The following is a 22,292-nucleotide window of genomic DNA, read 5'->3' as shown; positions in this document are numbered from 1 at the left end:
CTTACAACCTCAACAAAAGAAGCCGTTGCAAAAAACTGAATAAAAAAAAGGCTGCCCTTAAGATTCTGTGTCTTCATAACCAAAATCTTTCGGACAGCCGTTTTATATTTTTACCTGAATAAAGTTTATTTCAGAATGCGCTTACAACTTCTCCATTAGGGAAGTTCTTCTGGATGTACTCACGGATCTTTTCGCTCTGAAGTGCCTTTACAAGAGCAACAACACGCGGGTCCTTTTCGTTTCCTGCCTTGACAGCGATGATGTTTACATAAGGAGAGTCTTTTCCTTCTATAAAGAGTCCGTCCTTTGCAGCGCTCAGTCCAGCCGGAATCGCGTAGTTTCCGTTGATTACTGCTGCATCTACATCCTTAAGTGTAAGAGGAAGCGAAGCTGCATCAATTTCTGTAATCTTAATCTTGCGCGGATTCTTTACGATATCAAGTGTTGTAGCGGTGATTCCTGAACCTTCACGCAGAGTAATGAGTCCTGCAGACTGAAGAAGAAGAAGTGCACGTCCGCCGTTTGTCGGATCATTCGGAATTGCAATTCTTGCCTTTTTCTTGAGATCTTCGAGCTTTGAAACTTTCTTTGAATAAAGTGCAATCGGTTCAATGTGAATTCCGCCGGCATTAACAAGATGGTATCCCTTTTCCTTGTTTGTTGATTCCATGTAAGGAATGTGCTGGTCAAAGTTTGCATCCAGTTCACCACTTTCGAGTGCGTCGTTAAGAATAACGTAGTCTGTCATTTCGATTACGTTAATGTCTACACCCTGTGCTGCAAGATCATCCTTGACAAGATTGAGCATTTCTGCATGTGGAACAGGTGTTGCTCCGATTTTAAGAGCCTTTCCGTTCTGGGCAAAAACTGCGGCCGAAACTGCTGCCGCTGCAACAAAAGCAATAATTTTTTTCATATTTTTCTCCTATAAAAATATTTGAAGACTGTTTCAACAGTCGAAAAGATTTTTATTGCGTTTTGCAACAAAGTGAAAAACGCAGTCCAATAAAGGAAAGTTTGCAACGCAAACTTTGAGTTAAAAAAGCTGACGACATTTCGGCAGATTTTTTATACTCCTCCTATAAAAATATTTGAAGACTGTTTCAACAGTCGAAAAGATTTTTATTGCGTTTTGCAACAAAGTGAAAAACGCAGTCCAATATAAAAGTTTGCAACGCAAACTTTAGATAACAAGACCGACGGCATTTCGGCGGGATTGTTATCTATTCTCCTATAACCTACTGGAATAGTATGTTTATACTTATACTGACATGCGCAGACTTTGTCAATCTATAAAAAGCAGGTTTATTGTTTTTTTTTAGAAATGCCTTCAACATATTTTAAAATTAATTTCAAAACGCTGTCGAAATTCCCGTGTACAGGCACCGCTATTGAAGTTAGTACACTACACATGTCGGGTAGAAACTTGACGGATTTACATTCCTATGTTATTCTTAATAGTAGCAAATCAAAGTAAAAATGTAATTGAGACATACTCTCAGTCTCCCTATCATTATTTTAAGGAAGAAAAGCCATGCAGTTTTTTGATACTCACGCCCACATAGGGTTGATCTATGACGACCCTATTGAACAGTTTCGTGTTATTCAGCAGGCAAAACAGGCAGGAGTAACACGCATAGTCAGCATTAACAACAGCCTTCACGACTTCAAAAAGGAATACAAAATTCTCTCTTCAAAAAAGGAAATTTATCATGCCGTAGGAGTTGCCCCGTCAGAAGTGACATCTCCCGGTGCTGACTGGATTCATACAATAGAAGAAAGTGCAAAACTTCCCAACGTTGTCGCCATTGGAGAAACCGGACTGGACTATTACAAACAGTACGGTGACAAGCGCAGCCAGATTGAACTTTTTATAACACAGCTTGAACTCGCACAGAAATTTGAACTGCCGGTTATTATTCACAACAGGGACGCCGGAAAAGATATTTTTGAAATTCTTCAGGACAGACTTCCCGAGAAGGGCGCAATCTTTCACTGTTACAGCGAAGATGCCGACTATGCAAAAAAATGTCTCGACGCCGGAATGAACGTATACTTCTCTTTCGCCGGAAACCTGACTTACCGCAACGCACGCAACCTGCACGAAACGGTTCTTAATGTTCCGCTCGACAGAATTCTTATAGAAACAGAAAGTCCGTTTATGATTCCCGCTGAATTCCGTGACAAAAAACGCACTATGCCGGCTTACCTTACATCAACGGCAAAGTTTCTTTCGGAAATTCTCGAAATGGATCAGGAAGCACTGGCAAAACAGCTCTGGACCAACAGCTGCAAGATTTTTAATCTCCCGGAATAATCGGTTTGTAAAATGGTTTTTTATCATTCGGTTAAGATTGGTAATGTTGAACTTGACGGCAATCTCTTTCTTGCGCCTATTGCAGGCTACAGTGACAGGGCGTTCCGTTCGCTTTGTGTTGAATGCGGCGCTGCAATGTGCACGACAGAGATGGTTTCTGCAGAAGCGCTTACCCGCGGTTCCCTCAAGACAGAAGAACTTATGGAGCGCTCACCGTCAGAAAAAGTATATGCTGTCCAGATTTTCGGAGGCAATGCCGATGTCATGGAACGCGCCGCAGTTATGGTGCTTGAAAAAACAGACTGCGACTGCATAGACATAAACGGCGGCTGTCCTGTTCCAAAAATTACAAAAACAGGAGCCGGCAGTATGCTTACACGCGAACCCGAGCGGCTGTACGCAATTGTATCTTCTGTAAAAAAAGCATCGCTTGAATACACTGCGGCCCACCCTGAACGCGGCTTGGTTCCTGTTACGATAAAAATCAGAAGCGGCTGGGATTCAAATTCAATTACATGGAAAGAAGCCGCTGCTGCAGCCCTTGAAGCCGGTGCCGACGCAATTACAATCCACGCAAGAACACGCGCTCAGGGTTATGCCGGAAACGCTGACTGGGACATACAACGACAGCTTGTTGAGTTTGTAAACGGCCGCATTCCTGTATTCGGCAGCGGCGATGCACACAGTCCCGAAACTGCACTGCGTATGTTTGAACAGACCGGTGTTGACGGCGTAATGTTTGCGCGCGGTGCCATGGGAGACCCGTTTCTCTTCAAAAGAACAATACAGTACCTTACCGAAGGCCGCTATGACAAAGAGACGGTAAAAGAAAGACTTACTGCAGGCTTCAGAGAACTTGAAATCAATGCAGAAGAAAAGGGCGAGCGCATTGCCTGCACGCAGATGAGAAAAAAATTCTGTGCATACAGCGGTGGAATTCCCGGCGGTGCAAGACTCAGAACTCAGGTTGTTGCAGCATCCACTGTTCAGGACTACAAGCGCATTTTTGCTCCGTACCTTGTATAAACACTGAATTCTCAATAAAATAACTGTATGTCGATTCTGAGCAGAATCTCCGATTTTTTTCAGTCAGTTTTCAAATCCTCAGCCCCGGACGTAAAGAAACGCATGGCCATACGCAAAATCGAAAATGATTTGAAAGTTATGGCACCAAAGCTTTACAAAAACGGACTGATTCTGGAAAATTTTGCAGAAGCTCTGCGCATAATGTTCATCAACACAAAACCTGTTCAGAATATTCTTGCAGAAACACTGTGTTCCGACGAAATGGAACACAACAGAATCTACGAAGAGCAGCTTCTTCTTACAGGATTTGACTACGATACCCAGAAAGAGATAGAAAGCCTTTCCTATGAAAACAGAAAAGCCGCTGCCCTCGAAGCAAAATCACTTTCGCGCTACTTTGACAGCGAACACAAAAAACTTGAATCCATAGTAAGGCAGTTGAACACTCCAGAATTCATAAGAATAGACGGTGTACTCAACAGAATAAAACAGCTCAATGACATCTGCCGCTACAGTTACATGACGGCACTGAGACTATTTGACCCGGGGTTCAGCGGAGCAGACGGATACAAGCCTTTGTTCCAGCCTGTGCTTCCTGACCTTATGGAAACTTCGCTTCTGGACCTTTATTATGTTGTTGCAGACATGGATATTTCAAATTCAGTATACCATGCGCTTGTGGCACTTTTAAATCTCAGAAACCGCGGCAATATTACAGAAAAACAGACCCTTTCACTCCAGGAAAACCTCAAGAAAATCCAGGGGCTTTTGAAACACGTCTTTACAAAAGATATTCTTATTGCACTTATACGCATTGCAAAGTCAGACACTGAATTTATTCCGGTTAAGGCAACCTACAACGGAAACTCACGCCAGAAATATGCCGACTACCTTGAAGAACGGTTCAGGGTAGATGAGTCCCGCCTTAAAACAGATATTCAGGATGCAACAATAAGCAGCGAAATGCGCACACTGTTCGGTGACACTCCTATGGTAAATGTGTCGGGTTACAGCAACGACCTTAACAGCCAGCTTCTTCACAGCACGCCCTTTTCGTTTACCTGGGTTCTTCCGATGCAGATTCTCAAAACTTTTGACAAAATTTTTTACGAAGACCACACAAAAGCGCTTCTTAACGATATAGTTATAGAAGGTTTTTTCAACAACCCCAACTACAAAACAGATTTTTCTTCTATAGTGTTTACCTGCAACGAAACTTCAGAACGCATTGCGGCTTTTGAAAAAATGTTTACCCGTGGAAACGAATATGACGAAGTGAATATTTCAAGTCTTATCCATGACAGCCACAAAGACAGTTCCTTTGCAACAACACTCCGCACAATGATAGAAAAAATCAATGCACAGGCAAAAAGCATTATTCAGTCCGAAGTAAATTCATTCCACCATCTTTATAAAATTATTCAGGATATAGAACTCGAAAGCAAAAAACCTTCGTCCGATGAAATCGCCAATCTTAAAGTTCTGACCATGTCATCCAGAAACCGTGACAACTTTGAGACAATGGAAGCCCAGACAGACCAATGGAAAATTTTTCTTGATATAATGAAAAATTATGTTATAATCGGGAGCATTGAAAAAAAATAATGAATTCTGAAGAACCCCAAAACAGCAGCACACCTCCAATGAACACTGATGAAACAATCGCACTGTATGAAAGGCATATTTACGATCTTCAGCAGATGCTTGAAATATCAAAGTCACTCTGCACCACTCTGGAACTGCCGGCTTTGATAGAGTCAATCGTTTATATAGCAATGGCGCAGATGCGTGTCACCGGAGCCGGAATCTTTATTTTTGAAAGCATTGACAGTACAATGTACAAACTTTCAAACAATTACAGCGGTCTTGAAATTGACCCTGCAGTTGAATACACAATTCCCGTGAACTGCGCCCTTATCGAAAAGCTTGGCAGCGGAACAAAAGTATTTTCTATAGAGTCACTTCTTGAAGACCTTCCCGATGACGGATCGCTTCATATTCTTTCATCATTAAAACCGTCACTGGTTGTTCCGCTTATTCTAAAAAACCGCGTAAACGGAATTCTTGTTCTTGGTGAACGCATTGTGTTTGACAATGACAGCGGAAAATTCACCGACTATGAGAAAAATGAAATTTCTACAATCGCATCACTGGCTTCTGTTGCCGTAAACAACGCGTCTCTTATTGAACAGTCATCTACCGACATGATGACAAAACTCAAACTCAAGTATTATTTCTTTAACGTTCTTACAGACAAACTGGACAAGGCTTTTTCAGAAGATATTCCGCTGAGTGTGGTAATGTTTGACATTGATTTCTTCAAAAAATTCAACGACACGTATGGACATGCCTGCGGAGACTACGTTCTGATGACAGTTGCAAAAATCATCAAATCCAGCATAAGGGGTGAAGACATGGCTTCACGCTACGGCGGCGAAGAATTTACCGTTATGCTCTACAATGCAAACCGTTCCGAAGCAATAGCCGTAGCAGAAAGAATCCGCAAGAATATAGAAAAGAATGACTTTTACTACCAGGGACAGCACATGCAGGTTACTATCTCGGGCGGAATTTCAATTTTTTCTGCAGAAACAAATCCCGTTACTTCGGCAAAAGTTCTTGTTGACCAGGCAGACCGCGCGCTTTATCTTTCAAAAAGAAACGGCCGCAACCGCGTAACATGTGCCGCCCCCGGAACAAATTCGGAATCAGAGGAAGCCAAATGAACGTACTCAGAAAGCCGTTCAAGTATACGTACTTCAATGCCACACTCGTTCTTTTTGCAATCAACGCGGTCTTTTTTATGGCACTCAGGATTTTTCCGCATTCGGTGCTGTACCTGTCAATGTCTGTTATGGGAATGAAAATGCACTTTTACTGGCAGCCGCTTACATACATGTTTGTTCATTCAGGCTGGTCGCATTTTATTTTCAACATGCTGGCTCTGTTCTGCTTTGGTCATGAAGTGGAACGCGCAATAGGTTCAAAAGAATTCCTTCTTTTTTATCTTTTCTGCGGAATACTGGACGGACTTATTTCTGTTGCACTTTATTCTGTTCTCGGATACAACATTCTGCTTATGGGCGCAAGCGGCGCAATTTATGCACTTTTACTTGCCTTTGCCGTTATTTTCCCACGCAGCATAATAAGCATCTGGGGAATTTTTCCTGTACCGGCGCCTGTTCTTGTAGCCGTTTATGCTGTTATAGAAATATTCAGCCAGATTTTCGGCGGCGGAAACGTTGCTCACCTTACACATCTTGCAGGTTTTGCGCTGGCGTGGCTGTACCTTCGTGCAAGAATGGGAATAAAACCGATAAAAATATGGAAAGACGCATACCGCCGTTAAAAAAAACATTCATTCTTGCGCTTCTCTTTCTGGGAGCCGCCGCTTTCGGAACAGAACTTCCATCCCAGCTGGACCAGTTGAGGATTCAGATTTGGGCAGACCTTGACCCCATTCCGGGGCTGTTTGGTGACGAGAGCGCCGTTCCGCCTGAAGAAGAAAAAATACCTTCAAAAACAGCAGAAACTTCTGAAAAAGACGGCGAACGTTCTGACTTTGACAAAATCTTTGGCTTTGCAATAAATCGCACAAAACAGATTGCACCTTTTTTACTGTCGGGCATGATCTGGGGCTGGAACTTTGAATACACCCCGTCTGACAAACTGCGGCATGTAAGCGAATACTGGGACTTTTGGGAAGTTCAAGAATTTGATTTCAAACTGAATAAAATAAGCTACCACAGCCCAAAAGCTCTGGAAGACAGACTCGTTGTGTGGGCTTACTGCGACAGAACTGAAGCCCAGAAGCAGAATTACAACCGCTGGACATCAATTGTTCACCCGAAGATTCACGGTGTGGGAAAAGCTCCTGTAGAAGACGGCTTTGAAGGAATAAAAGCTGCCTGCGGTGAAGCAATAAAACTTGCCGTAAGAGAACACTGGCGCACATATATAAAAAACAAACCCAAGGAAATTACCGGCAGAGTTCTTCTTATAAACGAGCCGCGAATCTATATTAAGGAAGGCCAGTATACCGTTGACCTTGATTTTTTTATGGAAACTGATAAAATAGTTCCATATTCTTTTTTCTAGTATTCAAAACGGAGGCTATATGAAAAAAATATTTGCACTGTTTGTTGCTGCGGCTCTCGGAACCGCAATGTTTGCACAGACTACTACAGCAGACCCGACTATAGAGGCCCTTAATGCCCAGACAGCCGAAGAAAGAGCTACTCAGGTTATTAAGATTGAAGACAAGTACGCAGACCTTCATCCAAAGACAAAGTCTGTAAACCTTGAACTTGAATACACTCCCCTTACAGGAGAAGTACGTTTCTATTATACATGCATGGCCGCCAGCTATGACCAGGGTGAAGCCATGAATACAGCAATGGCCGTTTATGAAAATTTTGCAAAAGAAAACAAATTTAAGCATTATTCATACAAAGGAAAGGACAAGACAAAATATTTCAAGGATGACCGCAACGTCAGAATGGCTACATACGTTTCTTATGTTGTTTTCACCCGCTAATCTTGAGTTGGTAAATTTAAATTGACAGACATTAACAATACAATAAAAAATCTGCACCCTCTTGAAACAAAGGTGCTTCTTCATTATACGACAGGCGACGAACTTACTTCTACTCGCCTTCAGTCAGAGCTCAACTACAAGGAAGGCCATGCTAATCAGGCTTTCAGCTGGCTTTCGGGTAAACAGCTTCTTGCAGAAACTTCAAGAACGCCCCACACTTACTTTGAACTTACCGACTTTGGTCGCAAAGTTGCAAAGGAAGGTTTTGCAGAAGAAAGAATTGTTTCCTATCTTAAGGAAAACGGACCAAAACGCCTTCCCGAAATTGCAGCAGGACTCGGCATAGAAAACAAAGACGTAGGTTCGGCATTCGGAGCGCTCAGTAAAGACGGTATTGCCGCCATGAACGCAGACAAGATGGCCGAATATACAGGAAAGCCTCTTCCCGAAAGAATTGCCGTTTCAAAAGCCCTTGTAGAAAAGGCGGCCGCATCTGACAACGCACAGCTTGACGCAGCAAACCTTACTGCAGCAGAGCTCGAAGTTATGGGCGGGCTTACAAAAAAGCGCGGAATAAGCGAAACTCCGTTCAAAACAATTGAGCGCGAAACAGTTACATACAAACTTACAGAAGCTTCCAAAGAAGTAGCAGAAGCACTTAAAAAAGCAGGAATTACCGGAAACGAAATCGGTGAGATTACACCTGCAATGCTTGCTTCGGGCGAATGGAAAAAGGGAACATTCCGCGGATACAACATCACGATTCCGCCGGCAAGAATTATTCCCGGACGCACAAATCCTTATGTTCAGTTTCTTGAAAGCGTTAAGGACAAACTTTGTTCACTTGGCTTTCAGGAATTTGACGGTCCGCTTGTAGAGACTGAATTCTGGAACGGTGATGCACTGTTTATGCCGCAGTTCCATGCTGCACGCGATATTCACGATGTTTACCGGCTCAAGAACCCGACACATGCAAAGTCAATAGAAGAACCTTATCTTTCAAATGTTGCTGCTGTTCACAGAAACGGCGGAAATACAGGAAGTCGCGGCTGGAACTACAATTTTGACACTGAGTTTACACGCAGACTTATTATGAGAAGCCAGGGAACAGTTCTTTCTGCACACCAGCTTCACAACGCAGAAATTCCGGGAAAATACTTTGGTATTGCAAGATGCTTCCGCTATGACAAGGTAGATGCAACCCACCTGAGTGACTTTTACCAGACAGAAGGCATTGTTCTTGGAAATGACGTTAACTTAAAGACACTTCTGGGCTTTTTGCGCATGTTTGCAGTAGAAATTGCAGGCGCTACAGAAGTAAAATATGTTCCAGGTTACTTCCCGTTTACAGAACCTTCCATAGAAGTTCACATCAAGCATCCAAAACTGGGCTGGTTTGAACTAGGAGGAAGCGGAATCTTCAGACCCGAAGTAACAAAAGCAATGGGAATTGACGTTCCTGTTCTTGCCTGGGGAATCGGAATTGACCGCATGGCCCTTATGGCGCTGGGACTTAACGATCTGCGCGAACTGTTCTGCGAAGATATAGAAAAAGTTCGCCTTAGAAAAGCAAAATTCTAGAATTTTTATAAAACTGGTACGGCGGCTCGCAGGAATTCTTCTTTGATGAGCCGCCGTTTTTTTTAACGCCAACAGGAATAAACATGAACAAAATCTGGTATAAAAAAGCAGCAGAAAACTGGAATGAAGCAATTCCGGTAGGAAACGGAAGACTCGGTGCAATGGTTTACGGCCGTACGGGTCACGAAATAATACAGCTTAATGAAGAGTCTGTCTGGTCACGCACCTACACTGACAGAAACAATGAAAGTGCAGCAGTTTCACTAAAGGAAATTCGCGAAATGCTCAATCTTGGCCGCGTTCAGGAAGCGCAGGAACTTGTATTTGAAACATTTACAGGACTTCCGCAGACACAGGCTTCTTATGAAAGCGCCGGAGAACTGCACCTTGACTTTTACGACGGTGAACACAGCGGTCTTACAGGTCCCAGCTCTGAACGCAAAAATGTTTTTGACAACTGTTCAGTTTACAGACGCGAACTAGACCTTGAAACAGCAATTCAGACTACATCCTTTACGACAAAATCACCGCGCCCCAGTACAGCAGACTTTTCCGCAGGACAGGACGGGGCAACAATTTCTTATTCAAGGGAAGTTTTTATTCCGGCAGAAGCCGACGTTCTGATCGTAAGAATCACGGCGACTACACCAAAAAGCATTTACTTAAGGGCAAGATTCGAGCGCGATGTATGTTCAAAAAAATATTCCCTCGCAGAAGACACAATCGTAATGCAGAATACAGCGGGAATTCCGTTTGCAGCAGTGCTTATGGCCTCTTCTTCAGGCGGAACCACGACGGTACGCGGTGACAATCTTGTTATAGAAAGTGCAGATGAAGTTACACTTTACGTAGACGTGCAGACAGCCTACAGAAACAGCCACTACCAGAAAAAAGGCGGAAACATATACAGAACTCCTTCTGCAATGGCGTCGTGGTGTGCTGACCGGGCTTTGAAAAACATCTGTTTTGCTTCGGGAGCTTCATACGAAAGCCTTCGCTCACAGCATATTGCAGAATATTCTGAATGGTACAAAGACATTTACCTTTCCCTTTCAAAAGATGAAAGCGAAGAAAAAGAAGCAGAGCGCAATTCCACAGAAGAACTTATTGCAGGCGGTTCAGAAAAGGCTTCTCTTTGCGAACTTTACTGGAACTTCTGCCGTTACGCAATGATTTCAAGCGTGCGTGCTCCCGGAACACTGCCGGCCTTTTCTTCGGGACTTTGGTTTGACTCACAGAATTCTTACGAGAAAAAAAGGTATTCCCTTGAAGAAAAAATTCCTCTTGTTACAGACGTTTGCGGTTTGGGAACAGCCGACAAGGTAATTTTTGACCTTTGCAAAAAGATTTATCTTAACGGAAAGAAAACGGCTTCAAAGATGTATTCTTCTGAAGGATACGCTGCCCATTCACAGACAGACATCTGGGGCGACACTGTTCCGTGCGGTTCAATACTCGGTGATGCCTACAAAAACCTGGGTGCCGCTTTTGCCGCAATTCCTGTTCAGGAGCATTTTGAATATACGCTCGATACAAAGTTCCTTAAGAAAAACTGGTATCTTCTTAAAGAAGCATGTAACTTTTTTGCAGACTATCTTATTCCGGTTGATGAAGGAAAAAAACTTACACTTCTGCCTTCATTTACTGATGAAAAAGATTTTTTTGTTTGCGAACAGACACTGTCCGATACAAAGACAATTGCTGCCCTTGCAAATGCTGCCCTTAAAGCCGCAGAGGCACTTAAAATTCCCGAAAATAACAGTAACGTTGTTAAATTCCGCTCGCTACTTGACCGCCTGAAGTTTGCCGACACTCTTGGTGATGACAGCGCGCCGAAGGCTGCTTTTGAAAAACCTGCGGCTCTTCTTGGAAACAATATTTCTGATCTTTCGCAGATGACTGCAGGAATAATTGACAGCACTTTCTGCGAAGGACGCGTTCTTATTGATTTGCTTTCTGCTGTTCCGAAAGGATGGAATTCGGGCTCGCTCAAGGGCGCGCATCTTAAGGGAAACATGCGGGCAGACATAAGCTGGAAAAACGGCGTAATCGAAACTGCACGCTTGTACACAAAGAACGGCACCGAGTTTATAAAAGACATTACCGTCTGCTACTGTGGAAAAAAATACAATTCACAGCTCATGGACGGCGCGCTCGATATTCTAAACGTACTGCCCAGTACTCTAGCTGCGGTTTAAGATGACCCTTGTATAATTATTCCCCTTTATGATAAAATAGAAAAAATCTGCCATAAGGGGGACCAGAATGTTAAAAGGACGGCATCTTATAGAGCCCGGCGATCTGAGTATTAATGAAATCGAAGAAATTTGTTCACTTGCCGAACAGATTATTGTAGATCCTGTTTCTTTTCAAGACGTGTGTCGCGGGAAAATTCTTGCGACACTTTTTTTTGAGCCTAGCACCAGAACAAGGCTTTCTTTTGAGGCCGCAATGCTTCATCTTGGCGGGACAGTGGAAGGCTTTGCAGATGCAAGCTACACTTCTTCGTCAAAGGGCGAAACCCTTGCAGACACAATACGTGTTGTAAGTTCGTATGTTGACGTAATTGCAATGCGTTCTCCAAAAGAAGGAGCCGCACTTCTAGCTTCAAAATACAGCACAGTTCCTGTAATAAATGCAGGCGATGGCGGACACTATCACCCTACACAGACTCTTACCGACCTTCTTACAATCCGCGCGCTTCAAGGCGGCCTTGAAAACCACACAATCGGTTTCTGCGGTGACCTTAAGTTTGGACGCACAGTTCATTCGCTGGCAAAGGCAATGAGCCGCTACAGAAACAACAAGTTTGTATTCATAAGCCCGGAAGAACTTAAAGTTCCTGAATATATAACAGAAGACATTCTTAAACCTGCAGGAATAGAATACACAACAGCCGAACGCCTCGAAGACGTTATCGGCGATTTGGACATTCTTTACATGACGCGTGTTCAGAAAGAGAGGTTCTTTAACGAACAGGACTATATCCGCCTTAAGGACAGTTATATTCTTGACCGCGACAAAATGAAGCTTGCAAAACAGGACATGATTGTTCTGCATCCTCTTCCGCGTGTAAATGAAATTGCTCCTGAAGTAGACGATGACCCGCGCGCAGCTTACTTTAAGCAGGTAAAATACGGAATGTTTGCACGCATGGCTCTCATGGCAAAACTGACAGGATGTCTCTGATTCTACGGGGTATAATATGATTAACATTGCAGAAATAAAAAACGGACTTGTTATTGATCACATTCAGGCAGGAACAGGCTGGAAAGTTTTTAAGTGGCTGGGCCTCGACAAGGCAAACTTTTCTACTGCACTTATTATGAATGCGGCTTCAAAGAAAAGCGAACGCAAAGATATGATCAAAATAGACAACATAATCAACATAGATTACAGCGTACTCGGTTATATCGATGCAAATATTACTGTAAACGTCATTCAGGATTCAAAGATTGTGCGCAAAATAAAAATGTCACTTCCCGACAAGATTGAAGGCGTTATTGAATGCAAAAATCCGCGCTGCATTACAATGACAGAACATTATGTTCCGCAGGAATTCCACCTAGTAAACCGCGAGAAACAGGAATACAGATGCGTCTACTGCGATGCACTTTATAAATCTGGAACAATAGGAATGGTCGGAGAAGAATAATGCTTCTTATTTACAATGCGCGTCTGGTCGACAAAAATATTGATATAAAAAATTCGGCGGTTCTGATAGAAAAAAACAAAATTGCCGGTTTTCCTTCAAAGACAAATGTACAAATGCTTCTTAAAGATCCCAAAGTTTCGTCTTTTAACGCACGCGGCCTTACGCTCATGCCGTCTTTTATAGATATGCACGCGCACTTCAGAGACCCGGGACTTACGCAGAAAGAAGACATTGAAACAGGTTCAAAAGCAGCTGCAGCCGGAGGATACGGACTTCTTGTTCTTATGCCCAATACAAATCCAGTTATTTCTTCACAGGAAGCCGCACTTGCAAACGACAAAAAAGCCGCAGATCTTGGTTTTGCAGATGTGATTCAGAGTGTAAGCATAACAAAAGACTTCGACGGAAAAACCATTTCCCATCTCGAAGAACTGAATGCAAAATCGGTTCCGGTTATTACAGAAGATGGAAAAGAAGTTGCAGACTCAGACATAATGTTCCGCGCAATGTGCACCGCTGCAAAAAAGAAGCTCATTGTTGCATGTCACTGCGAAGATCCTTCACTTGCAGCGGCGGCCCGTCCGTTAAGAAAAGAAGCGCTTGAACAGGCATCCGCAGACAAAGGACGTGCAGTAAAACTTCTTAAACAGGCAGATGAAATTCTGCAGCTTGCCGAAGACTGCGCTACGTTCAGAAACATACGTCTTGCAGAACAGTCAGGCTGCCGCCTTCACTTGTGCCACGTAAGTACTGCAAAATGCATTGAAGCCGTACACCGCGCAAAAAAAGAAGGAATAAAAGTAACATGCGAAATCACGCCGCATCATCTTGGGCTTTCAGAAAACAAGACAAATATTTTTCATATCGTAAACCCGCCTTTAAGAAGTGAATCAGACAGAAAAGCGCTGGTTAAAGCTCTTTTAGACGGAACCGCGGACGTAATTTCTACTGACCACGCGCCTCACACCAGTGAAGACAAGGCAGCAGGCAGTCCAGGATTCAGCGGGCTTGAAACTTCATTTGCAGTCTGCAATACGGTTCTTGTAAAACAAAACGGAATGAAACTTAAAAAACTGTCCGAACTTATGTCGGCAAAGCCCGCAGAAATTCTTGGAATAAAAAACAGGGGACTTCTGCAAGAAGGGTTCGACGCAAGTCTTGTTCTGGTAGATCCCGACAGGCAGTGGACAGTCCGCGGTGAAGAATTTGCCAGCAAAGGAAAATATACTCCGCTTGAAGGAAAAAAACTTACAGGAACAATCTCAGCCACTTTCCTTCACGGAAAAATAGTTTACCAGGAATAGAAATGGACTTTACCAACATTTTTGTAATTCTCTTTACCGCAGGAACAGTTTTTGACTTTGCGCTGAATCAGTTTCTTGAATTTACCGATTATTCGTCGCGCAAAAAAAATGGTACAAAAGTTCCGGCAGAAATAAAAGGACTTATTGACGAGGCAACTCTTAAAAAAACATGCAGCTATGAAAATGCAAAATATTTCATGTGGATTCCGCGTGCAGTTCTCATGCTGATTTTGGACTTTGTTCTGGTATTCTGCGGTTTTTACGTTCAGCTGTTCAATTTTTTCTGGTCTGCAACGAACAATATTTATCTTACGGCAATTGCATTTGTGTTTCTTTCTTCCATTCCGTCTGATTTACTGGAACTCCCGTTTGAACTCGCTGATGAATTCAGCATAGAAAAAAAATTCGGATTCAGCAACATGAGCTTTAAAATGTGGATTTGTGACCGGATTAAATCGCTTGCCGTTAATCTGATTGTTTCGGTCCCGCTTTTGTGTGCTGCATGTGCACTTCTTTCCCATGCCGGCAGCTGGTGGTGGTTTCTTTTGGGAACAATTTTTGTTGTACTTTCGCTGGGTATGAGTTTTGTTTACCCCGTGTGGATTGCACCTTTGTTCAATAAGTTTACGCCCCTCGAAGACGCAGAACTCAAACAAAGAATTGAAAAACTTTTTGAACAGAATGGATTCAGAACCAGCGGCGTTTTTATTATGGACGCATCAAAAAGAAGCAGGCACAGCAACGCATATTTTACCGGCTTTGGAAAAACGAAGCGCATTGTTCTTTACGACACTCTCGTTGAACAGCTTACAGCCCCGCAGATTGAAGCTGTTCTTGCACACGAACTGGGACACTACAAGCACAGGCACATTATAAAAAGAATGTGTGTTTCTATTCCGCTTGTATATGCCGTTTTGTTTGCAGCAAGCATTATTGTACGCAAAACCTGTCTTTACACAGGCTTTGGTTTTGAACCGGCAACAGACAGCAACGGCAGCGTTGGCTCTTATATTCAGATTGTGGGATTTTTCCTGCTGAGCCTGAGTCTGGGCGGATTTTCTAAACTGCAGTCGCTTGTTGCAAATGCATTCAGCCGGCGCGATGAATTTGAAGCAGACGCATTTTCTGCAAAGATTTGTCACAGCGGCAAACCACTCGCAGAGGCTCTTATTAAACTGAATAAGGAAAATCTTACGGAACTTACGCCGCCCAGAATTTACTGCATGTTCAATTACAGCCATCCGCCGCTTTTGGAAAGAATACGTGCAGTAGAAGCTGCAGAAGAAAAGGCAGAATCCAAAAACTGAAGTGTTCCAGGCAAATAAAAAGAGCCCAGATAATCACCGGCACCGCAACACGAAAGATACCGTTGCTTCCTTCCGGATCTGGCGGGGTTTTCTAACAGTTGCGTGCAGCGCATCTGGGCTCAACGGAAAGAGGGGGATTCGAACCCCCGGTACCTTTTGGGTACGCACCCCTTCCAAGGGTGTACCTTAAACCACTCGGACATCTTTCCAAAAAAATACAGGACTTTTTGAATTAAGAAATCCCTACAAAGAATCTAACGCTAAAAAAGAAAACTAGTCAATGTACGGCAATTGTGCAAGAAGGAAATAATGAGCGGAAAGAGGGGGATTCGAACCCCCGAAACCCTTAAAAGAGTTTAACGGTTTTCGAGACCGCCCGATTCGACCGCTCTCGCATCTTTCCAAACAATCGAAATTCAAAAACCTGTAAAACTTATCGAGACTAACACGATTCGAACGTGCGACCCTCACCTCCGCAGGGTGATGCTCTAATCCAGCTGAGCTATAGTCTCATAAAACAAGATTCTGCCGCTAAAGCAAGAAAGCCTTGTTCTAGTAGCGGAGGCGACAGGGGTTGAACCTGCCCGGCCCTTTAGGAACCGACGGTTTAGCAAACCGTTGTATTACCGCTCTACCACGCCTCCAAATTCCTAAATACTTTTGTTTTAGGTACGGAGCGAGAGGGATTCGAACCCCCGGTATCTTTCGACACGCCTGTTTTCAAGACAGGTACTTTCGACCACTCAGACATCGCTCCATGAATGTATTCAGATTATATAATAAAAGACAATAATATGTCAATAGAAGAAAAGCTTTGTATGTAGTTTTTTTTATTTTTTTTAAAATAATTGAGTTTAGAACGAGGCACCTGTTCATATAATGAATTCTTATATGTATTCGCCCTGTAAAATGGTTCCTACAAGATCACCCTGAACAGTCCAACGAGCGTAACATAAGGTGTTTTTTCAAGAAGTAAATCCTTGTATTCTGCAAGTCCAGCATAACCGGTATTTTCTTCGATTGCATAGTGCACATCATTTGTATAAAAAACCACAATTGTATTGTCTTTCTGACATCCGGCAAAAATCGAAGCCGGAATAAAAAATACAGTTACAATAAATTCACGAGCTTAACAAAAAGCTGTTTTTCTCTTTTTCATATTTCCTCCAAAAGAATTGCATCGCATAAAAACAGCATAATTTTACACCAAAAACAGCCACTTTTTATTTTCTTTTTACTTCTTTTAATAATTTAATTTTTCTTCTATAATGACAGCATTATGACAACAAAAAAAGATTCTTCTTTTTATAATTCAAATCCGTTAAAAATATTTTTTTCTTATTACAGGCCGCATTTAAAATATTTTGTACTTGATATGATTTGTGCCACGCTGATTGCGCTGATTGATATTTCTTTTCCTGTTGTAACAAAATATGCAATTGACTCGATTATTCCGAATCAGAACTTTAAATTCTTTGCAGTTTTCTGCCTGGCGATTTTTGCAACTTTTTTGCTAAGAAAATTATTCACCTGGTTTGTAAATTACTGGGGACATTATTTTGGAGTGCTTGTCGAAACTGATATGCGCCGTGATGTTTTTTCTCATCTTGAAGAACAGAGTTTTTCTTTTTATGACAAAAACAGAACAGGAAAACTAATGAGCCGCGCGACAACTGATCTTTTTGAAATTACAGAACTTGCGCACCACGGTCCTGAAGATTTTTTGATTTCAATTTTAACTTTAATCGGTTCATTTGTTTTACTTTTAAAAATCCGCGTTGAACTTGCAGTTATAGTTTTTATTTTTGTTCCGCTTACAATTTTAGTTACGATTTTATCGCGCAAAAAACTTTCTGAATCTTCCAAAAATGTAAAAGAAACAACTTCTGAAATTAACGCAAATCTTGAATCTAGCATTTCGGGCATTCGTGTTACAAAAGTTTTTACAAATGAAGAATACGAAAAAAAGCGTTTTGAAAATGAAAACAAAAATTTTCTGAATGCAAAAAAAATATTTTATAAAAATATGTCAAACTTTCATTCCAATGTAGAATTTTTTATGAATCTTTTGAGCCTTTTGGTTTTGGTTCTTGGCGGCTTTTTTATTATGAATGGGAAAATGCTTATTTCTGATCTGGTGGCTGCAAATCTTTTTATTCAGGCTTTTTCTTCTCCGATAAGGCGGCTTACTTTTTTTGTTGAACAGTTTACAACCGGAATGGCAGGCTTTAAACGCTTTCTTGAAATTATGAAAGTTGACACTTCAATTAAAGAATCACAAGGTGCAAAAGAAATTTCTTTTTCGCGCGGAAACATTAAATTTGAAAATGTAAGTTTTTCGTATACAGACGGAATTGAAGTTTTAAAAAATATAAATCTTGATATTCATTCGGGACAGAAGTTTGCGCTCGTGGGACTTTCTGGTGGCGGAAAATCTACAATCTGTAATCTGCTTCCGCGTTTTTATGATATTACTGAAGGAAAAATTCTGCTCGACGGAATTGATACAAAACTCATTACACTTAAATCTTTGCGTAAACAAATAGGTGTTGTCCAGCAGGATGTATTTTTATTTGCAGGAACAATCAAAGAAAATATCTCTTACGGAAAAATCGGCGCAACTGATGAAGAAATAATTGCAGCAGCAAAAAAAGCAGAAATTCACGAAGACATTTTAAAAATGCCGAACGGTTATGACACAATTGTAGGTGAACGCGGAATAAAACTTTCTGGCGGACAGAAGCAGCGTGTTTCGATTGCAAGATGTTTTTTGAAAAATCCTCCTATACTGATTCTGGACGAAGCAACAAGCGCACTTGATACAGCAACAGAAATAAAAATCCAGCATTCATTCGATGCACTTTCAAAAGGAAGAACAACTTTGATTATTGCACACAGGCTTTCTACAATTCAAAACGCAGACTGCATAGCCGTTGTAGGCGAAAAAGAAATTCTAGAAACAGGAACACACGCAGAATTACTTGCAAAAAACGGCGCCTATGCAAAACTTTATGCTCCGTTATAAGATGAAGTTGTTCCGTGTGAAATCAATTCCAGTTCAAGACTGTATTCATGAAAAACTTCTTCTTTACGCTGCATCTTTTCCAGAAGTTCTACAGAAAGTTTGGCGCGTTCCATGTAATTTTGTGCAACTGTAGTAAGTGCGGGATTTGTCTGTTTTGAAAGAAGATTGTCGTCAAATCCGGCAATAAAAATATCTTTTTATTCTTCCTCAAATGTTTTATAGTTTTCTACCTGATCCATTACCTGATTGAACACTTCCTGTGAATAAATTGGTGGATATCCGTTATCAAACAAACAAAACTTAATATCGGATTTAAGTTGATTACGAACATTAATGTTATTCAACCAGTCTGTAAAACTGGATTTAAGATCAATAAGTTCCTTTATCTTTTTTGCAAGTTTTTGGATTTTTTTGTTTACCATTATGCCTGCATCAGCATCAAAAACATCTTCACCGTATTCAAAGTCCTTTTCATCACGCATTTTTATCAAAATATCGTAGAATGCCATTTCTTCAAATGTAAGCCCAAGTTTTCTAAAACGCTCTTTATCTTCGTTCAATTCTTTAAGAATGTTTTCTGCCTGGATTGTTGCATTTTTTATAATCTGATCTGCAGTAATATCCTGTGTATCACCAGCTTCTTTGGCTGACAACTGTTTTCTTCTGTCATGATATAGGGCAATTGTTTCATCCAGCATTTCTTTGTATTTTTTTGCTGAAGCTTTATTTACTTTTCCGTATTCAGTAATCTTCTTGCGAAGAAGTTTCATAAGAACTTCAAGGCGAGTGGCCGGCATTTTTATATCAGCCAACCGATCAAGAAATTCTGGACCAAGGATATCTATCTGATCTCCTTCCTGAAGAATACTTTCAACATTACTGTACTTAAGAGCTTCTTCAACCATCGTAGAAACATACTTATTCATTGAATCTGTGTCCAAATCAGTTGATCCACTCATTTTTCGGACAAATCCCGCAATTGCCATAAAACTTTGGGCTAAAGCAGATTCTTCGTCTGAAAGTTCTCCTGATGGCTGACAGATATCATATGCTGCTCTAAGACGTTTTACAGTATTCAAGAAATATGTTTTAAAAGAAACTTTTTTGGCAGCTTTTGTTCCTTTATTTTCAAGATTTAATTCTTCTGTCGATTTATAAACATATTCTGCAGCAAGGTTCAAAAGTTTATAACGCTGAATATCTGTTGTATGCGGATCAATGAATGGTTCTAAGTCAAATTCCCTGAAAAGTAATTTTACAATTTCTAAATATTCACGGAAGATTTCTGTTGCCTGTTCGATATCATCTCCAGAAGGCCCACCACCTCCGCTTCCACCACCATAAACTTTCATAGCTTCAAGCATATTGTCGCGGATACCAATATAGTCAATGATAAGACCAAAATTTTTGCCAGGATATTTTCTGTTTACTCGGCTGATAGTCTGAATAAGACCATGTTTTTGAAGAGGCTTGTCATTATACATATAAGTCAAAGTATCTACGCTAAAACCAGTAATCCACATATCAACAACGATAACAAGACGAAGATTTGACTCTGGCTGTTTAAAAGCTGCGTCCAGTTTATCGCTGCGTTCATCGTTCTTTACGCCACCAAGATAGTTGTACATATCTTCTTTGTCATTGGCCCCAACACTGGCAACCATAGCGATACACGGCATTTCTTCAAGTTCAGAAAAGACCTCTGGTTTTACAATCATTCCGTCCGGGTGCTTTTTTTCAACAAACCATTCGGGATACTTTTCTTTGAACTGACACAAAAGATCATAGGCAATTTTCCTGTTTGCACAAACAATCATTGCTTTCTGAACACGTTCCGGATCTTTTTCACATCGGCTGGTAAAGTCATCATGAATATCAATGGCGAGTTTTGAAAGTCTCCCCTTTTCTCCAAGAATAACTTCCATGGAACTCATAGCTTCTTTACTTGCCTTTATGTCTTCGGCAGTGGCACCGTCGTCTGCGCATTTTTTGTAATAGGCTTCAATTTTTGCAACAGTTGCAGGGTCTGCCAGAACTTTTGCAATTCGAGGATGATATTTAATTGGAACTGTAAGTCCGTCGGCTACAGCCTGATCCATTGTATAGCGGTCAATTTCTTCACCAAAAGTCTGATAAGTTTCATCAATCGGAGTTCCTGTAAAACCAACAAAAGTTGCATTTGGAAGTGCTTCTCTCAAAACTTTTGCATACGGTTTTGAAATCAACGCTTTCATGTTCTGGTCAGCATCTTTTGTAAACTTAATCTGTTTTGCATTTTCAAGCTGAGTACGATGAGCTTCATCACTAAAACAGATAATGTTGCTGCGTGTATTTATTTCGCCAATCGGGTCATCTTTCCTGTCACAGAACTTCTGGATTGTAGTGATGTAGAATCCACCAGATTCTCGGGTTTTTAATTCATTGCGAAGTTCTTTGCGAGTCTTTACAACTTTTACTTCACCAAGACTCAAAAACTCTTTTGATTTTCCAAATAATTTGATTCCCTGTTTTTGAAGATCATCACGGTCAACTATCATTAAAATTGTTGGAGAACCAAGTTCTTTCTGACATCTGAGAGAAAGCTGACGGGCAAGAAAAGCCATTGTGTAAGTTTTTCCACAACCGGTAGCACCAAAATATGTACCACCTTTTCCAGTATGTTCAACTACAGATTTTTTTATACTTTCTCGTAAAAGTCTTGTTGCAAAAAATTGCGGATAACGGCATACAATTTCAACTTCATTTGAATCAAAAATCTTATCCTGGAAGTATACATAATCTCTGAAAATTTCAAGGAACCGATCCGGAGCATAAACACCATAAACCAAGCATTCAAATTCATCTAAAGAAGAATCTGCAATCGACTCATTGTCATTAATTCGGCGCCATGTATAAAAATGCTCATACGGAGTTTTTACAGTTCCAAGTCTTGTTTTCACTCCGTCACTAATGCATGCAAGAGGACAATAATGCAAAAGATGAGGAATATCACGCCAGTAGCGGACTGTAATCTGTTCAAAAGCATCGTGAATTGTAGCTTTGTCGTCTGCAGGATTTTTTAGTTCAATAATACAAAGTGGAAAACCATTAACATAAAGCAAAATATCTGGACGGCGATTTTTCTTTTCGTTATTATTTACATATTCAACCGTGAACTGATTAACAACTTTGAAAATATTTTTTTCTGGTTTTTCAAAATCAATAAAGTTGATAGTCCTGGCAATTCCATCTAAAGGAGTGTACTGCATTCCGTCAACAAAAAAGTTATAGGCTTTGTGCAAAGTTTCAAACTGAGACTGACCGCCGATAAGTCGCATAGAGTCAGTTATCTGATTTATATCGTCTTCTGCTAAATCGGGATTTGTGTTTTTGAGGAATGATTTTAAATCATCAAGAATAAGTGTTTCATCCAGTTTTGAACGGGCAACATCATCCCCAGCCTGGTAAGTCCACCCTGCATCTTCAAGATACTGAATGAAGATATTTTCAAAATCATATTCACAAAATCTTCCATTATATTGTTTTAACTTTGGCATAAAG

At 41.2% G+C, this 22,292-nt stretch carries 18 protein-coding genes, 5 tRNA genes and 1 other RNA gene; 14 read left to right on the top strand and 10 right to left on the bottom strand.

Annotated features, from left to right (window positions below; translation table 11 throughout):
* Nucleotides 1-130: 130 nt before the first annotated feature.
* Nucleotides 131-916: a MetQ/NlpA family ABC transporter substrate-binding protein gene (locus tag IWA51_RS01330; RefSeq protein WP_177528161.1), complete on the bottom strand. Its 786-nt coding sequence runs from the start codon at nt 914-916 to the stop codon at nt 131-133.
* A 618-nt stretch (nt 917-1,534) separates the two neighbouring features.
* On the opposite strand from IWA51_RS01330, the gene IWA51_RS01325 reads away from it, so the two are divergent.
* The 13 genes from IWA51_RS01325 (at nt 1,535) to IWA51_RS01265 (ending at nt 15,727) form a co-directional block, all read left to right on the top strand.
* Entirely contained in the window at nt 1,535-2,317 is a 783-nt protein-coding gene (locus IWA51_RS01325; RefSeq protein ID WP_198442862.1) for a TatD family hydrolase, read from the top strand.
* A gap of 12 nt (nt 2,318-2,329) precedes the next feature.
* Nucleotides 2,330-3,343, top strand: a complete 1,014-nt coding sequence (gene dusB, locus IWA51_RS01320; RefSeq protein ID WP_198442861.1) for a tRNA dihydrouridine synthase DusB — start codon at nt 2,330-2,332, stop codon at nt 3,341-3,343.
* 27 nt (nt 3,344-3,370) lie between these two features.
* The gene (locus tag IWA51_RS01315) at nt 3,371-4,948 is read left to right on the top strand and encodes a DUF5312 family protein (protein WP_198442860.1); all 1,578 of its coding nucleotides are present in this window, start codon (nt 3,371-3,373) and stop codon (nt 4,946-4,948) included.
* Nucleotides 4,948-6,069, top strand: coding sequence for a diguanylate cyclase DgcA (gene dgcA / locus IWA51_RS01310; protein ID WP_198442859.1), 1,122 nt, complete (start codon nt 4,948-4,950; stop codon nt 6,067-6,069). Before IWA51_RS01315 ends, dgcA begins: the two co-directional genes overlap by 1 nt.
* Nucleotides 6,066-6,692 (top strand): rhomboid family intramembrane serine protease, encoded by a 627-nt coding sequence (locus IWA51_RS01305; protein ID WP_198442858.1) that lies wholly within the window; start codon nt 6,066-6,068, stop codon nt 6,690-6,692. Before dgcA ends, IWA51_RS01305 begins: the two co-directional genes overlap by 4 nt.
* Nucleotides 6,668-7,441 (top strand): hypothetical protein, encoded by a 774-nt coding sequence (locus IWA51_RS01300; protein ID WP_198442857.1) that lies wholly within the window; start codon nt 6,668-6,670, stop codon nt 7,439-7,441. The genes IWA51_RS01305 and IWA51_RS01300 overlap by 25 nt, the downstream gene beginning before the upstream one ends.
* Before the next feature lie 19 nt (nt 7,442-7,460).
* The gene (locus IWA51_RS01295; protein ID WP_177528154.1) at nt 7,461-7,880 is read left to right on the top strand and encodes a hypothetical protein; all 420 of its coding nucleotides are present in this window, start codon (nt 7,461-7,463) and stop codon (nt 7,878-7,880) included.
* Between the two features lie 21 nt (nt 7,881-7,901).
* The gene (gene pheS, locus IWA51_RS01290; RefSeq protein WP_177528153.1) at nt 7,902-9,461 is read left to right on the top strand and encodes a phenylalanine--tRNA ligase subunit alpha; all 1,560 of its coding nucleotides are present in this window, start codon (nt 7,902-7,904) and stop codon (nt 9,459-9,461) included.
* A gap of 83 nt (nt 9,462-9,544) precedes the next feature.
* Entirely contained in the window at nt 9,545-11,659 is a 2,115-nt protein-coding gene (locus tag IWA51_RS01285; protein ID WP_198442856.1) for a glycoside hydrolase family 95 protein, read from the top strand.
* Between the two features lie 67 nt (nt 11,660-11,726).
* Nucleotides 11,727-12,650 (top strand): aspartate carbamoyltransferase, encoded by a 924-nt coding sequence (pyrB, locus tag IWA51_RS01280; protein ID WP_177528151.1) that lies wholly within the window; start codon nt 11,727-11,729, stop codon nt 12,648-12,650.
* A 16-nt stretch (nt 12,651-12,666) separates the two neighbouring features.
* On the top strand, nt 12,667-13,116 hold the full coding sequence (locus tag IWA51_RS01275) for an aspartate carbamoyltransferase regulatory subunit (RefSeq protein ID WP_177528150.1): 450 nt from the start codon (nt 12,667-12,669) through the stop codon (nt 13,114-13,116).
* The gene (locus IWA51_RS01270) at nt 13,116-14,420 is read left to right on the top strand and encodes a dihydroorotase (RefSeq protein WP_198442855.1); all 1,305 of its coding nucleotides are present in this window, start codon (nt 13,116-13,118) and stop codon (nt 14,418-14,420) included. Before IWA51_RS01275 ends, IWA51_RS01270 begins: the two co-directional genes overlap by 1 nt.
* A 2-nt stretch (nt 14,421-14,422) precedes the next feature.
* Nucleotides 14,423-15,727 (top strand): M48 family metallopeptidase, encoded by a 1,305-nt coding sequence (locus IWA51_RS01265; protein ID WP_198442854.1) that lies wholly within the window; start codon nt 14,423-14,425, stop codon nt 15,725-15,727.
* A gap of 20 nt (nt 15,728-15,747) precedes the next feature.
* Here IWA51_RS01265 and ffs read toward each other — a convergent pair.
* The 7 genes from ffs to IWA51_RS01230 form a co-directional block, all read right to left on the bottom strand.
* An RNA gene (gene ffs, locus IWA51_RS01260) (signal recognition particle sRNA small type) lies at nt 15,748-15,846 on the bottom strand.
* A 4-nt stretch (nt 15,847-15,850) separates the two neighbouring features.
* A tRNA-Ser gene (locus tag IWA51_RS01255) sits at nt 15,851-15,936 on the bottom strand.
* Between the two features lie 105 nt (nt 15,937-16,041).
* A tRNA-Ser gene (locus IWA51_RS01250) sits at nt 16,042-16,130 on the bottom strand.
* Between the two features lie 34 nt (nt 16,131-16,164).
* Nucleotides 16,165-16,239, bottom strand: a tRNA-Arg gene (locus IWA51_RS01245).
* A gap of 47 nt (nt 16,240-16,286) precedes the next feature.
* Nucleotides 16,287-16,371, bottom strand: a tRNA-Ser gene (locus IWA51_RS01240).
* A 28-nt stretch (nt 16,372-16,399) separates the two neighbouring features.
* Nucleotides 16,400-16,484 (bottom strand) — tRNA-Ser (locus tag IWA51_RS01235).
* A gap of 159 nt (nt 16,485-16,643) precedes the next feature.
* Nucleotides 16,644-16,781, bottom strand: a complete 138-nt coding sequence (locus tag IWA51_RS01230; protein ID WP_177528147.1) for a hypothetical protein — start codon at nt 16,779-16,781, stop codon at nt 16,644-16,646.
* Nucleotides 16,782-17,006: 225 nt separating this feature from the next.
* On the opposite strand from IWA51_RS01230, the gene IWA51_RS01225 reads away from it, so the two are divergent.
* The gene (locus tag IWA51_RS01225; RefSeq protein ID WP_198442853.1) at nt 17,007-18,752 is read left to right on the top strand and encodes an ABC transporter ATP-binding protein; all 1,746 of its coding nucleotides are present in this window, start codon (nt 17,007-17,009) and stop codon (nt 18,750-18,752) included.
* On the opposite strand, the gene IWA51_RS12880 is transcribed toward IWA51_RS01225, so the two are convergent.
* Both IWA51_RS12880 and IWA51_RS01215 read right to left on the bottom strand, forming a co-directional pair.
* Nucleotides 18,737-18,865, bottom strand: coding sequence for a hypothetical protein (locus IWA51_RS12880; protein ID WP_268969396.1), 129 nt, complete (start codon nt 18,863-18,865; stop codon nt 18,737-18,739). The genes IWA51_RS01225 and IWA51_RS12880 overlap by 16 nt on opposite strands.
* 84 nt (nt 18,866-18,949) lie before the next feature.
* Entirely contained in the window at nt 18,950-22,288 is a 3,339-nt protein-coding gene (locus IWA51_RS01215) for a type I restriction endonuclease subunit R (RefSeq protein ID WP_198442852.1), read from the bottom strand.
* Nucleotides 22,289-22,292 lie beyond the last annotated feature (4 nt).

This window comes from Treponema peruense (assembly GCF_016117655.1).
Classification (GTDB): Bacteria; Spirochaetota; Spirochaetia; order Treponematales; family Treponemataceae; genus Treponema_D; species Treponema_D peruense.
The sequence above is the reverse complement of the archived record's forward strand: the minus strand, read 5'-3'. Positions and strand labels throughout refer to the sequence as shown.

Bases quoted from the DNA above. Each gene is read 5' to 3' on its own strand.
- IWA51_RS01305 (WP_198442858.1), top strand. From the start codon at position 6,066: ATGAACGTACTCAGAAAGCCGTTCAAGTATACGTACTTCAATGCCACA.
- IWA51_RS01270 (WP_198442855.1), top strand. From the start codon at position 13,116: ATGCTTCTTATTTACAATGCGCGTCTGGTCGACAAAAATATTGATATA.
- IWA51_RS01300 (WP_198442857.1), top strand. From the start codon at position 6,668: ATGGAAAGACGCATACCGCCGTTAAAAAAAACATTCATTCTTGCGCTT.
- dgcA (WP_198442859.1), top strand. From the start codon at position 4,948: ATGAATTCTGAAGAACCCCAAAACAGCAGCACACCTCCAATGAACACT.
- IWA51_RS01265 (WP_198442854.1), top strand. From the start codon at position 14,423: ATGGACTTTACCAACATTTTTGTAATTCTCTTTACCGCAGGAACAGTT.
- IWA51_RS01330 (WP_177528161.1), bottom strand. From the start codon at position 916: ATGAAAAAAATTATTGCTTTTGTTGCAGCGGCAGCAGTTTCGGCCGCA.
- IWA51_RS01225 (WP_198442853.1), top strand. From the start codon at position 17,007: ATGACAACAAAAAAAGATTCTTCTTTTTATAATTCAAATCCGTTAAAA.
- pyrB (WP_177528151.1), top strand. From the start codon at position 11,727: ATGTTAAAAGGACGGCATCTTATAGAGCCCGGCGATCTGAGTATTAAT.
- IWA51_RS01215 (WP_198442852.1), bottom strand. From the start codon at position 22,288: ATGCCAAAGTTAAAACAATATAATGGAAGATTTTGTGAATATGATTTT.
- IWA51_RS01315 (WP_198442860.1), top strand. From the start codon at position 3,371: ATGTCGATTCTGAGCAGAATCTCCGATTTTTTTCAGTCAGTTTTCAAA.
- IWA51_RS01275 (WP_177528150.1), top strand. From the start codon at position 12,667: ATGATTAACATTGCAGAAATAAAAAACGGACTTGTTATTGATCACATT.
- IWA51_RS01295 (WP_177528154.1), top strand. From the start codon at position 7,461: ATGAAAAAAATATTTGCACTGTTTGTTGCTGCGGCTCTCGGAACCGCA.
- IWA51_RS12880 (WP_268969396.1), bottom strand. From the start codon at position 18,865: ATGGAACGCGCCAAACTTTCTGTAGAACTTCTGGAAAAGATGCAGCGT.
- IWA51_RS01325 (WP_198442862.1), top strand. From the start codon at position 1,535: ATGCAGTTTTTTGATACTCACGCCCACATAGGGTTGATCTATGACGAC.
- IWA51_RS01285 (WP_198442856.1), top strand. From the start codon at position 9,545: ATGAACAAAATCTGGTATAAAAAAGCAGCAGAAAACTGGAATGAAGCA.
- dusB (WP_198442861.1), top strand. From the start codon at position 2,330: ATGGTTTTTTATCATTCGGTTAAGATTGGTAATGTTGAACTTGACGGC.